The sequence below is a fragment of the Betaproteobacteria bacterium genome (genome assembly GCA_016194905.1).
Taxonomy (GTDB): Bacteria; Pseudomonadota; Gammaproteobacteria; order Burkholderiales; family JACQAP01; genus JACQAP01.
Genome location: JACQAP010000034.1, coordinates 12,892 through 25,839 on the forward strand (window position 1 = coordinate 12,892; position 12,948 = coordinate 25,839).

Below are 12,948 nucleotides of genomic sequence, written 5' to 3' on the forward strand. Positions count from 1 at the left end.
GGCTGGGGAGAGGGGGGATCTTCAGTGCGGCTGCAGGGTCACCGCCTTCATTGCAGCCGGCTTTGGAACCAGTTCCGCTTCACCTGCCGGATAGTTGTTGATCTTGAGAATGTACGCGACCACATCGGCATACTGCGCCTTGCTCAGCGAGCCCGGCGCATTGTTCGGCATCAGGCTGCGGATAATGTAGTACAGATCGTCGAGCGTGTGCTTGCCGTCTTCCCAGCGCCCCCGAAAGGCTTCGCCGGTGAGCGGCGCCGCCGGATTGCCCTGCAGCCGCGCGCCGTGACAGAGCGAACAATTTTGCTGATACAACTCTTCGCCCCGTACTGCCTGCGCATCGCTGTAGACCCGGCCTTCGTTCGCGGCATCGTCTGCAATCGCCTGTCCGGCGAATGCCGCCAGAACCGGGAAAGCGAACCGCACAAGCGAAAGAAGGTGCATGCAAAAGAGGGTACCCGGGAGGGTGGGCGGAGTAAAGACGAGGACTCGGAATGAGGGGCGAGGGACGAGGGGTGAGGAACGAGGGGCGAGTGAACTGGTTTTCGACCAGTGGCAAAAGCATACCGACGATGCTTTCCGAGTCCTGAATTCTTTACAGCGCGTCGCGCTGCTCTTTGCTCGTCCCTCGCCCCTCTCCCCTCGTCCCTCGCCCCTCGCCCCTCGCCCCTCACACGTGGCAACATGCCGGTTCCCGGCTCAGAGGAGTGCCCCATGCCCGCAAACAGCGAATCTTCCCCCGTCTGGTTCATCACCGGTTGTTCGACCGGCCTGGGCCGCGAGCTGGCGCAAGCCGTGCTGAAGCAAGGTCAACGCGCCGTCGTTACCGCACGCAATCCCGCGCAGATCCAGGACATCGTCACCCGGTATCCGAAGATTTCGCTTGCCCTGCAGCTCGACGTCGTCGACTACAGCCAGATCGATCGGGCCATTTCCGCCGCGGAGAAAACTTTCGGCCGCATCGACGTGCTGGTGAACAACGCGGGCTACGGTTATCTCGCCGCGGTCGAGGAAGGCGAAGAGCAGGAAATCCGCGCGATGTTCGAAACCAATTTCTTCGGCCTCGCCGCGCTGATCCGCCGCGTGTTGCCCGGCATGCGCGCACGCGCGCACGGCCACGTCATCAACATCTCGTCGGTCGGCGGCCTGCTCGGCAATCCCAGCGCGGGTTACTACAACGCGACCAAGTTCGCCGTGGAGGGCCTGTCCGAGGCGCTGGCGAAGGAGGTCGAGCCGCTCGGCATCCGCGTCACCGTGGTCGAACCGGGCCCGTTCCGCACCGACTGGGCCGGCCGCTCGCTGAAGCAAGTGCGCAATCCGAACGACGCCTACGCAAAAACGTCGGGCGCTCGCCGCGCACAGATCAGCGGCTACAGCGGCAGGCAGGCCGGCGATCCGGCGCGCGCCGCGCAAGCGATCATCCGCATCGTCGAATCCCCGACGCCGCCGCTGAACCTCGTGCTCGGCAAGGACGGGCTGAAGCGCGTGCGCGACAAGCTCGACAAATTTTCAGACAGCCTGCGACAATGGGAAACCGTTACCGTCGGCGCAGACTTTCCCGAGGCCTGAGACCATGCAGAACGACAGAATGCGCATCGCGGTTCTCGACGATTGGCAGGGCGTGGCAAAACAGAGCGCCGACTGGTCGAAACTGCAGCAGCGGGCCGACGTCGTTTTCTTCGAAGACCCTTTCGCCGGACCGGACAAGCTCGCAAGGGCGCTCAGCGAGTTCGACATCATCATCGCGATGCGCGAGCGCACGAAATTTTCGAAGGAGCTGCTCGATCGATTGCCGAAGCTGCGCATGATCGCCCTGACCGGCGGACGTACCTGGACCATGGACTTCGACACGCTCAATGCGCGCGGCATTCCCGTGTGCCATACCGGTGGCGAGAAATCCGGCGCCGCCACCGCCGAGATCGCGCTGGGACTTCTGCTGTCCGCCGCTCGATTCATCAGCCGCGGCGATGCCTCGATACGCACTGGCGGGTTCCAGGGCGGCGTGCCGGCCGGCGACGTGCTCGACGGCAAGACGCTCGGCATCATCGGACTGGGCAAGATCGGCGCAAGGATGGCGCGCTACGGCGCGGCGCTCGGCATGCAGGTAGTGGCGTGGAGCGCGAACCTGACGGAGGAGAAGGCCAAGGCGGCCGGCGCGCGGCTGGTGGACAAGGCGACCCTGCTCACGCAATCCGATGCGATCTCGCTGCACCTGGTGCTGTCCGATCGCACGCGCGGCATCCTCGGCGCGCAGGACCTCGCCCAAATGAAACCCGGCGCGATCCTCGTCAACACTTCGCGCGGGCCGTTGGTCGACGAAGCCGCGCTGGTGGAAAGACTGAAAACCGGAAAACTGATCGCGGGACTGGATGTGTTCGCACAGGAACCGTTGCCGACGGACCATCCGCTGCGCAGTCTGCCGAACACCGTGCTGACGCCTCACCTCGGCTATTGCGCGCGCGAGGTCTACGCGCAGTTCTACCGGGAGTCGATCGAGAACGTGCTGGCTTTCCTCGACGGCACGCCGACACGCGTACTCAATCCGGAAGCGCTGGGATAAAGCAGGTGAAAGGTGAAAGATAAGATGCCGTGGTCGCGACTTGATCTCACATACAGCGCCCGATTTGGTCGAAAGTCTTGTTCCATCAAAGGCAGGAACCGGCCAGCAGCAGCCATTGGAGTTGGCACATCAGAGCCGAGCCGGCTGGCCGCTACCTGGCTAATACCGGACATCCGCTAATTGAGCGTTGGAGCCCCGGTCAGGTACCTAACTACGCGCGGCGCGTCTGCGAATGGGCTGCGCCGCTCGCATAAGGTATCCCGTCTAATTGTGCCAAGACCTCTTGAATTACGCGTTCCGGGCAAATTGTTTAGAATTGCGACGATGAGCCGAGACCAACGGCAGCAGATCCGTTTTTGCACCAGCGCGGACGGTACACGTCTTGCCGTCGCGACGGTCAGCGAAGGCCCGCCTTTAGTCAAAGCGGCCACTTGGCTAACCCACGTCGAGAAGGAGCCGTACAACCTATTTTCGCGCCACTGGGTGTCCGAGTTGAGTCGCGACAATACCCTCATCCGCTACGACTCCCGCGGCTGTGGTATGTCCGAGCGGGACGTCGAGCGCATTTCCATGGAGGCTTGGCTCGAGGATCTGGAAGCAGTGGTCTCGACCCTCGACATCGACCGTTTTCCGCTGTTTGGCATGTCTCAGGGTGCGGCAATCGCCATCAACTATGCCGCACGCCACCCGGACAAGGTCAGTCACCTCGTACTCTATGGTGCCTGCGCGCGTGGACTGTTGAAACGCAATCCGCCTCCAAAGATCGTCGAAGCGGCGCAAGCCATGCTCAAGGCTGCGGAGTTGGGATGGGGCGCCGACAGTTCCTCGTTCCGGCAGGTCTTCATTTCCCAGCTGCTTCACGACGCGACGGCAGAACAGCAGCGCGCGGTCGACGAAGCTCAGCGGCTGACGATCTCGGGCGCGAACGCCGTTCGCTTCATGAAGGAAGTCTTCGAGATCGACGTGCGCGAAGCGGCGCCGAAGGTTCAATGCCCGACGCTGGTGTTTCACGCGAAAGAGGATCCGTGTTTCCCGTTCGACGAGGGGCGGCTCCTCGCATCGCTGATTCCCAACGCGCGTTTCGTTCCGCTTCCGAGCAAGAATCACCTGCCGTTCGAGACCGAGGCCGCATGGCCCGTGTTTCTTTCCGAGCTTCGCGCTTTCCTGCCTGCGTCGCGCGCGGCATCCGACTCGCGTGACGCGAACGCGGGCGCAACGAGTAAATCGCCGCTGACGCCGCGGCAAATCTAAATTCTGCGCGAAGTCGGACTGGGACAGACCGACAAGCAGATCGCGCGCAAACTTTCCCTGAGTCCGCGCACAGTCGAAATGCATGTCGCGAACGCACTGCTTGCATTGAAATGCCGCACGCGCGCCGAGGCTGTGCGGCGCGCCACCGAACTCAAGCTGCCCAGCTAAGCCGCCCGGCTACGGTAGCGACTACCGTAATCAAAGGCGGCGCCTGCCGTAGTTTCCCGACTGATTCGCTAGCCGCGCTCGCGGTACCTTGGCGCCGTACCGCTTTGAACGGGGTTTCTGGCCCATCGGGAGGGATGCACACATGGATCGACCATTACAGGATGTTTTCAAGGTTCACTGCTTCGGCTGCGGTGCGCTCAACGCGCACGGCCTGCAGATCAAGAGCCGATGGGAAGGCGACGATATGCTATGTATCTGGAAGCCCGAGCCGTATCACATCGGACATCCCGGATACGTATACGGCGGCACCATCGCCTCGGTGATCGATTGCCACTGCATCTGGACCGCGCTCGCCCACTATTGCCACGAAACGGGCCACGCGCTGGACGTCGGGCCGCCGCCGTTCGCATTTGTGACCGGCTCCCTCAAGGTCGACTATCTCAAACCCGTGCCCATCGACGGGGAGATGGAATTGCGCGCCCGAGTCCTGGAGAAGGGCGAGCGCAAGACGATCGTCCGCTGCCGCGTGCTCCATTCTGGTATCGAACGCGCGACCGCCGAAGCCGTAGCGGTGCGGGTCAAACTGGCGGCTTGATCATGCGCGCCGTCGTTTGCGAATCCTTCGGTGGACTAGATGCCCTGAGGCTCGGAGAAATCGAGAATCCGCAAGCTGCCGCAGGTCAAATTCTCGTCGACGTCCATGCAGCTTCGGTGAGTTTCATGGACTGCCTCATGGTCGCAGGAAAATACCAGATGCGGCCTCAAACGCCTTTTGTGCCGGGCACGGACGCCGCCGGCATCGTCTCGGCCGTAGGCGCAGGCGTCACCCGCTTCAAGCCGGGAGACCGCGTGGCCTGCGGCGGATGGGTCGGCTCCTATGCGGAGCAGTTGACCGCCCCACAAAGCTGGGCCGCGCGCCTGCCGCCGGCTGTCGACTATGTAACCGGCTCGGCCGTGCGGCATTGTTACGGCACCGCCTACTATGGGCTGGTGATGTGCGCGAAGCTTCAGCCCGGCGAAACTGTTTTTGTCACCGGGGCCGCGGGCGGCGTCGGGCTCGCGGTAGTCGACTTGGCACGGCATCTGGGCGCGCGGGTCGTCGCCGGGGTAGGCTCGGCGGAAAAGGCGGCGATCGTGCGCGAATACGGTGCGGCCGAAGTCATCGATTACGCGCATGAAGACTTGCGCGAGCGCATCAAAGCTGTCACCGGCGGCAAAGGCATCGACGTCTTCTTCGATATTCTCGGCGGCGAAGTATTCACAACCATGACGCGGCTGATGAACTGGGGCGGCCGCATGCTACCAATCGGCTTCGCGAGCGGAGCGATCCCGTCGGTGCCGATGAACCTGCCCTTGTTGAAAAACTATTCCATCGTCGGAGTCTTCTGGGGCGCTTGGGGCGAGCGCTTTCCGCATGCCAGCGTCGAGGCCGACGAGCAGTTGTTCGAGTGGGTGGCCCAAGGCAAGCTCAAACCGCACGTGGGAGCGGTACTCCCGCTGGATCAATTCAAGACAGCCATGGAATTGGTGCAGGAGCGAAAGACTCAAGGGCGTGTCGTGCTTCAAGTCCGGTAATCGGCCGGAAACCCAGAAACGATGCGGCTTTCCTGGCAGTGACCCTTGGCTCACCACCGCGCGGCACTGTCGCACAGTTGCGGCAAGGAATATGGCGGAGTGAATTAACGGGCACAAGAACTTGCTTAAAGGAGGGATGGGAATGGAAACGGCAGTTCTAGACAATGCAGTTCGTGGTCGCCTGAATGCGTGGTTCTTCGACTTTCTCGAAAGCTATATGCACCGCAAATACGCAACGATAAAATCGCGTCTGCTCGCCGAGGTCCCACCTGTGCTCGTGGAACTTGGCCCCGGCGCCGGCGCCAACCTCAGATATTTCCCGCGCGGGACCCGGCTAATCGCAATCGAACCGAATCGCCACTTCCACGCGGTCCTGCGCAAGCGGGCGCGGCAGCGCGGAATCGATCTAGACCTACGCGGCCTTGCGGGCGAAGCGCTCGACTTGGCGACAGCCTCGGTCGACTTCGTGTTTTCGTCGCTGGTTCTTTGTTCAGTTAACGACCCGGCAGCGGTACTTGCCGAAGTACGGCGGGTGCTCAAGCCGGGCGGACGATTCGCCTGCGTCGAACATGTGCCGGCGCCTTCGGGCTCGGCTAATGGCGCGTTGCAGCGGGCCGTCGCACGACCCTGGAAATGGACATTCGAGGGCTGTGACCTATGCCGAGATACTGGTGGAATGCTGGAGGGTGCCGGATTTTCACAGGTTCAAATCCAGCTCATGATCGTGCCCACGATGTTCTTGCCCATCCGTCACCAGATCACGGCGATGTGCGTCAATTAAACCGACAGCCAGATTAATCGCGACCATTTTCGGATTTCAACTTCTAGGAGACAGCGGCCGGACGCGCCTCCCCGACTACGGCTTGAACGGCGCGGTCGAAATTGATTCACCAGGAATGACCGCTTTTGCCGGAGGCAGACGCTGGATCTGCGTCAGGCTGTGTGTCCGCAGTGGGTCGACAGTTGCCGGTCGCGTTTACGAAAGGCTTCCGGTCACTTTGTGAACGCTCCGACACTATCTGTCCTGTCGCGTCTTAACTTCTACAAGTAAGAGCGAAAAGCAGAATTCGGCCCTTGAAGTTGCTTTCCGCTCTCCGCTCTCGCCTTTTACCTGCCCTTATATCGCCGGCTTCGCCTCGATCACGCTCCATGGGGTGCTGGTCGGGATTACGCGCTCCAACTTGAAGCCGGCCGCTACCAGGAGCGCGCGGTATTCTTTCTCGGTGCGCTCCCTGCCGCCATGGTTGGTCATCATCATGTGCAAGTCGATCAACTTTGCCGACGAAGGCTCGTTGCCCGCGGGCACGATGCGCTCGCAGATCAGCAGCCGCGCCCTCGCATCCATCGCCTTGCGGCAGGCAGCGAGAATCCTTGTGCATTCCTCGTCACCCCAGTCGTGAAGAATGTGTTTCATGAAGTAGGCGCCTGCGCCGGGCGGGACGGACTCGAAGAAACTGCCGCCAGCGAATTCGCAGCGCTCCGTCAATCGCTGCGTTGCGATGAACGCCCGCGCGCGCTCACCGACATGCGGCAGGTCGAACACGATGCCGCGCAGTCCCGGCGTTGCGCTCAGGATGCTGCATAGCGCGGCGCCGACGCCGCCCGCGACGTCCACCACCGTGCCCAATCCGGAAAAGTCGTAGGCCTCAACCACCGCGGCATTGGTCGTGGACGACGAGCTCGCCATCGCGCGATCGAACATGGCCGCCGTATCGGGGTGTCCCTGCAGGTAGTCGAAGAATTTTTCGCCATACAGATGCTCGAACGGCGCTTCGCCGGTGCGCACCGCATGCAGGATACCTTCCCACGAACGCCAGGAAGTCTCGTCGCCGAACAACAGCACCAGGTCGCGCAGCGATCCGGGCACATCGGCATGCAGCAGTTCCGACAGCGGTGTGTTCGAGATGCGCCCATCGCCGCCTTCCGCGAAAATTCCGGACGAGGCCAGCACCCGCAACACACGGTACAGCGAGGGTGCATGAGCGCCGGTTGCGGACGCCAGTTCGCCGATGTCCTTCGCACCGCCGGCCAGCGCGCCGGCAACATCCAGCGCCGCCGCCGCGTACAACGCGCGCGACGAAAAATACTGCGTGATGAGGCCGCGCAGCCTTGCGATGTCTTCTGCCGGTACGTCCGCTTTGGCCATAGGCGTCCTCAGGATAGCGACCGGTAGACCGCCGTTTCGAAATCGACGAACAGCGGCAGCGACTTCACGTCGGCGAAAGGCATGATCTGCGTCATGTAGACGCCACCGATGCCCGCGGCCGGGTCGATCCAGAAATAACAGTTCGACAATCCGGCCCAGGCCAGGCTGCCGGCGGAACGTCCGGTCGGCGCCTTGTCGTGATTGATCATGAAGCCCAGGCCCCAGCTCTTCGGCACGCCCGGAAAGAAATCGGCGTCGTTCGAGCGCAGCGAATTGACGGTGCGCAACGGCACGACGCGCAGCTCGCCCATGTGGTTGCGCGACATCAGCTCGACCGTTTCGGATTTGAGCACGCGGTTGCCGTTGCCCGCGCCCTTGTTCAGGATCATGCGCACGAAGGCGAGGTAGTCGGCGGCCGTCGAATACAAGCCGCCGCCGCCCATTTCGAATTCCGGCTCCTGCGGCACTTCGAAGTCGCCCGCCGTGAGTGCGCCGTCCGCGCCGCGCTCGTGTAATCGCGCCATGCGTTTGCGCATCGACGGCGTAATGCGAAAGCCGGTGCTGTCCATGCCGAGCGGGTCGAACAGGTTTTCCTTCAGATACACCCCCAGCTTCCTGCCGCTGACCGCCTCGATGACCTTGCCGGCCAGCTCGATATTGATGCCGTAGTTCCAGCGTTCGCCCGGATCGAACAGCAGCGGCAGACGCAGCGCGGCGTTCTGGCAGCTCGAGGTCGCAGGCAGTCCCGTCACTTCCATATAGCGCGCGATCGGCTCGTTCCACATTCCGTAGCCGTAACCCGAGGTATGCGTCAGCAGATGTCGCAGCGTGATCGACCGCTTCGGCGCGCGCAGACGCGGCGAGCCCGCTGCATCGAAACCTTCGAGCACCTGCACGGACGCCAGCTCCGGCACCCAGCGGCCCATGGCATCGTCGAGCGCGATTCTGCCCTGCTCGACCAACTGCATTACGCCGGCGGACGTGATCGGTTTGGTCATCGACGCGATCCAGACCACGGAGTCGGTTGTCATCGGCTTGTTCACGCCGAGCTTGCGGCTGCCGAACGCGCCTTCGTAAACCGTCGCGTCGCGGGTGCACGCTATCGCAGCCACACCCGGTATATCGCCGGCTTCGACGGCGCGATGCAATATTGTGTCGACCGACGGCTTCAGAATCGGGTACATCGGGCTTTCCTGTTGGTAGAGGTAGGCGGGTCGGATGTGAGATCAAAAAACCATTCACCGCCAGGGACGCCAAGGACGCGAAGGAACGTCAAATGCGAGGCAGGGTAGTAGAGGGCAACTCCCGTGCGCTCGAACCGGTAGGCATCGTATTTTCCCGTTCAGATTCGCCTCTTCCCGGTTTTCCCTTGCGTCCTTGGCGTCCCTGGCGGTGAATGTTTTTTATGAGTGCGCCATAACAACGCGGGACCGCGCACCCGCTGCCATACAACCTTCGACCCGCATAAAAACCGGATTATCCCGGAATCTCGGCGGATGCCCCATCTACTTGCCCTTGAAATCCGGTGCGCGCTTTTCCATGAAGGCGCGGCGACCTTCAACATAGTCTTCGCTCTTCATGCAGCGCATAACCTCTGCTTCGGCATCGGAAAAATCGCCGTTCGGCTCGGCCAGTGCATTGATGACCGCCTTCGACGCAGCGATGGTCATGGGCGCATTGGCCGCCAGCTCCAGCGCGACCTTGCGCACGTAGTCATCGAGCTCGGCGTCGGGCAGCACGCGATTGACCAGCCCCATCGCCAGCGCTTGGTCAGCGTCGTAGCGGCGCGCGCTGAACATGATCTCGCGCGCCGCCGCGTGACCGACGGTCGCGACCAGCCGGCCGGTGCCGTGCACGCCATAACCGAGGCCGAGGCGCGCGGCGGGGACCGCGAAACGGCTCGACGCATCCGCGTAGCGCAGGTCGCAGGAGAGCGCCACCGCCAGCCCACCGCCGACACAGAAGCCATGGATCAATGCGATCACCGGTTTGGGTACCGACTCGATGGCGTGATGTGCAGCGGAAGTCGCGGCTTCGTATTCCTTCACGTCGCCTTCGCTGGAGCGGTTTTGCTCGAATTCGGAAATGTCGGCGCCCGCCGCGAACGCCTGCGTTCCTTCGCCGCGTATTACGATGCATCGGATCGATGCATCGGCGTTGAATGTGCCGATCGCCTGCGGGATGGCCCGCCACATGTCGGCACCGATGGCATTGCGGCGCTCCGGATTGTCCAGCACCAGGCGGCCGACCGGTCCGTCGCGTTCGACGCGCAGCTTGCCCTTGCTCATGCGTTCTCCTCAGATAACCTTGGCGCCGCGCAACCCGGCGATGTCGGCATCGCTGTAGCCGAGATCGTGCAGGATTTCATCATTGTGCTCGCCCGCCGCTCCCACAGTGCGCTTCATGCGCGCGGGCGTGCGGGACAGCTTGATGGCCGGACCGACCAGCGTCATGGCACCACCACCGGGATCGGGCACCTGCACCGCCATGCCGAGATGCCGGACCTGCTCATCCCCGAATACCTGGTCGAGCTTGTAGATCGGTCCGCAGGGCACACCGGCTTTCGCGAGCAGGCCGATCAGCGCCGCGGAAGTGTAACGCCGCGTATGCGCGGCGATGGCATCGTTCAGCGCCACGCGATTCTTCGAACGCAGTTTCGCATCGGCATAGTCCGGATGCACCGCGAGGGCGGGATTGCCGAACGCTTCGGCCATTCTCGCGAAAATCGGATTGCCGGCCGCTGCGATGTTGACGTAGCCGTCCGAGGTCGGATAGACGCTGGTCGGCATCGAGGTCGGATGGTCGTTGCCCGCCTGTCCCGGCACATCGCCTTCGACCAGCCAGCGCGCGGCCTGGAAATCCATCATCGCGATCATCGACGAAAGCAGCGAGCTCTGCACCCACTGTCCTTTGCCTGAACGGCTGCGCTCCTGCAGGGCGATCAGTATCCCGAGCGCGGCGAACAATCCGGCGCTCAGGTCCGCAACCGGAATGCCCGCGCGTACCGGCCCCTGCCCCGGTAATCCGGTCACCCACATCAGGCCGCCCATGCCCTGCGCGACCTGGTCGAAACCGGCGCGGTCGCGGTACGGCCCGTCCTGGCCGAATCCGGAAATGCTGGCATAGATCAGCTTCGTATTTTCCCGTGCCAGCGTCTCGTAATCGATGCCGAGCTTGTGCTTCACGTCGGGCCGGTAGTTTTCCACCAGCACGTCGGCGGTTTTCGCCAGGCGCTTGAGCACTTCCACACCGCGCGGATCCTTCAGGTTCAGTGTCAGCGAACGCTTGTTGCGATGCAGGTTGTGGAAGTCCGATCCCTGGCGCGGGCCGAGGATGTCCTCGCTTGCCTCCGCCGGCATTTCGATCTTGATCACGTCGGCGCCCCAGTCCGCAAACTGCTTGACGCAGGTCGGCCCGGCGCGCACTCGTGTCAGGTCGATCACGCGCAGATGGGACAGGGCTTCCATGATAAATACCGGGGCTAGGGGCTAGGGAAAAAACTACGCCGGCGCGGGGCGCGACGGCCAGCGGCCGGCCTCGACCTGATGGAAGAAATCTTCCAGCAGGCGGTTGAACAACGCCGGGTCTTCGAGGTTGGTCATGTGTCCGCTCTTCGGCAGCACGACGAGCCCCGCCGTTGGAATGTTGCGCTTCATCAGCAGCGAAGGTTCCAGCACGGCATCGTCTTCGTCTCCGGCAACGATCAGTGTCGGCGCCATAATGCGCCCCATGTCGGCGGTCAGGTCGTACAGCGACGGTCGCCGTGCCTGGTAGCCGAGCATGGTGTTCGCGGAGCCCTGAGGGGAGTGTTCGGAAAAATGCCGAATGAACTCGGCGAAGCCTCGCGGATCCTTTTCCTTGAGCTGCAGGCGCGACGGACCGTGGCCGTAAGTGGCCGCGACGTGCTCCATGCCCTGGTCGAGCATCGACTTTGCCAGTTCCCGCGATTGCGTCTGGAATTGCGCATACTGCGACGGATGCGCTCCGTAACCGCACCCCGCGACGACCAGGGACAGTGCGCGCGGCGAGTAGGCCATGCCGAAATGGAGCGTGGCAAACCCTCCCATGGAGTTGCCGACGACATGCGCGCGCCGGACGCCGAGCGCATCGAGCACGCCGAGGATATCGTCCCGCGCACGTTGCTGGGAATACTGCTCGACATCCGCCGGCACATCCGACGGCGGGTAGCCGCGCGCGTTATAGGCGATACAACGATAGCGGCGCGAGAAATGGCGAAGCTGCGGCTCCCAGGTGCGCCAGTCTCCGGCGAACTCGTGCACGAAGACAACCGGCGTGCCGGAGCCGCTCTCCTCGTAATGCAGCTTCACACCATCGTCCGTTGTCAGGGTTGGCATGCGCGTTGCTCGCTACGAAATGACGGGGCCGGATTGTTGTTGTGCCGCAGGCGCGGCCGATTTGCGAAGCACATTATCAGATAATCCGCCCTGAGGCCGATCCGGATGGCAACATGACGATGGCTGAAGGCAGTCAGCCCGACGCCGTACAGATCGATACAGTGGAGACGCAGTGGCAAAGGTAGATCGCAGCGTCCTCGAACGGGACGGCGTGCGCAAGGCAGTGCGCGATTCCGGTTTCGGACATCTTCTGATGTCGGACGAGGAGGTGGCGCGTTCTCTCGCACAGACCATGGCCGGACATCGCAAGGGCGATCGGGTGTGGGTGTTCGGCTATGGATCGCTGATCTGGAACCCGTTGATGGAATTCGCCGAACGCCGGCCGGCGCGGATCCACGGCTATCACCGCGGCTTCTATTTGTGGTCGAAAGTCAATCGCGGATCGCCGCAAGTGCCCGGCCTGGTGCTCGGCCTGGATAGCGGCGGATCCTGCCACGGCGTGGCCTACCGCCTGCACGATGAAAAACTGATGGTCGAGCTCGGCCTGCTCTGGCGCAGGGAAATGGTGATAGGCACGTACATGCCGCGCTGGGTTAAAGCCGACGTCGGCGACCGCGTCGTGCGCGCGATCGCTTTTGTCGTCAACCGTAAGAAGCCCGGCTACACCGGCCGGCTGGACGATCGGCAGATCGTATCGATCGCGCTGAAGGCGTGCGGCCATTTCGGCACCTGCGCCGATTACCTGGTCCAGACCGCGACCAGTCTGGAAGTCGCGGGCATTGCCGATCCGCGGCTCTCGCGCCTGGCGAAACTCGTTGCCCATGCGGGCGATTCGGTTCCGGAGTCATAGAAGTTCAAAAAGTACGAATCCGGTCCGCGTCGACGGCCCGCGC

The 12,948-nt window shown here is 62.9% G+C and carries 12 protein-coding genes and 1 pseudogene; 7 read left to right on the top strand and 6 right to left on the bottom strand.

Annotated features, from left to right (window positions below):
* Window positions 1-21: 21 nt before the first annotated feature.
* The gene (locus HY067_21725; GenBank protein MBI3530575.1) at window positions 22-444 is read right to left on the bottom strand and encodes a cytochrome c; all 423 of its coding nucleotides are present in this window, start codon (window positions 442-444) and stop codon (window positions 22-24) included.
* A 270-nt stretch (window positions 445-714) separates the two neighbouring features.
* Between HY067_21725 and HY067_21730 the strand changes: the two genes are divergently transcribed.
* The 6 genes and pseudogenes from HY067_21730 (at window position 715) to HY067_21755 (ending at window position 6,335) form a co-directional block, all read left to right on the top strand.
* Window positions 715-1,569, top strand: a complete 855-nt coding sequence (locus tag HY067_21730; GenBank protein ID MBI3530576.1) for an oxidoreductase — start codon at window positions 715-717, stop codon at window positions 1,567-1,569.
* Between the two features lie 19 nt (window positions 1,570-1,588).
* Window positions 1,589-2,560, top strand: a complete 972-nt coding sequence (locus HY067_21735; GenBank protein MBI3530577.1) for a D-2-hydroxyacid dehydrogenase family protein — start codon at window positions 1,589-1,591, stop codon at window positions 2,558-2,560.
* A 1,062-nt stretch (window positions 2,561-3,622) separates the two neighbouring features.
* Window positions 3,623-3,979: pseudogene (locus HY067_21740) on the top strand (response regulator transcription factor).
* Between the two features lie 142 nt (window positions 3,980-4,121).
* The gene (locus HY067_21745; GenBank protein MBI3530578.1) at window positions 4,122-4,574 is read left to right on the top strand and encodes a PaaI family thioesterase; all 453 of its coding nucleotides are present in this window, start codon (window positions 4,122-4,124) and stop codon (window positions 4,572-4,574) included.
* Between the two features lie 2 nt (window positions 4,575-4,576).
* Window positions 4,577-5,554, top strand: coding sequence for an NADPH:quinone oxidoreductase family protein (locus tag HY067_21750; GenBank protein ID MBI3530579.1), 978 nt, complete (start codon window positions 4,577-4,579; stop codon window positions 5,552-5,554).
* A 136-nt stretch (window positions 5,555-5,690) separates the two neighbouring features.
* On the top strand, window positions 5,691-6,335 hold the full coding sequence (locus HY067_21755; GenBank protein MBI3530580.1) for a class I SAM-dependent methyltransferase: 645 nt from the start codon (window positions 5,691-5,693) through the stop codon (window positions 6,333-6,335).
* 336 nt (window positions 6,336-6,671) lie between these two features.
* Here HY067_21755 and HY067_21760 read toward each other — a convergent pair whose 3' ends face one another.
* From HY067_21760 to HY067_21780, 5 genes are all read right to left on the bottom strand, one after another.
* Complete coding sequence (locus tag HY067_21760) at window positions 6,672-7,700, bottom strand: methyltransferase (GenBank protein MBI3530581.1); 1,029 nt, start codon at window positions 7,698-7,700, stop codon at window positions 6,672-6,674.
* Window positions 7,701-7,708: 8 nt separating this feature from the next.
* Window positions 7,709-8,884: a beta-lactamase family protein gene (locus HY067_21765; GenBank protein MBI3530582.1), complete on the bottom strand. Its 1,176-nt coding sequence runs from the start codon at window positions 8,882-8,884 to the stop codon at window positions 7,709-7,711.
* Window positions 8,885-9,205: 321 nt separating this feature from the next.
* Entirely contained in the window at window positions 9,206-9,988 is a 783-nt protein-coding gene (locus HY067_21770; protein ID MBI3530583.1) for an enoyl-CoA hydratase/isomerase family protein, read from the bottom strand.
* 9 nt (window positions 9,989-9,997) lie between these two features.
* On the bottom strand, window positions 9,998-11,167 hold the full coding sequence (locus HY067_21775; protein ID MBI3530584.1) for a CoA transferase: 1,170 nt from the start codon (window positions 11,165-11,167) through the stop codon (window positions 9,998-10,000).
* Between the two features lie 33 nt (window positions 11,168-11,200).
* A complete protein-coding gene (locus HY067_21780; GenBank protein ID MBI3530585.1) occupies window positions 11,201-12,055 on the bottom strand; it encodes an alpha/beta hydrolase in 855 nt (284 codons plus the stop codon).
* A gap of 172 nt (window positions 12,056-12,227) precedes the next feature.
* Between HY067_21780 and HY067_21785 the strand changes: the two genes are divergently transcribed.
* A complete protein-coding gene (locus HY067_21785; GenBank protein ID MBI3530586.1) occupies window positions 12,228-12,905 on the top strand; it encodes a gamma-glutamylcyclotransferase in 678 nt (225 codons plus the stop codon).
* The last annotated feature ends 43 nt before the right edge of the window (window positions 12,906-12,948 follow it).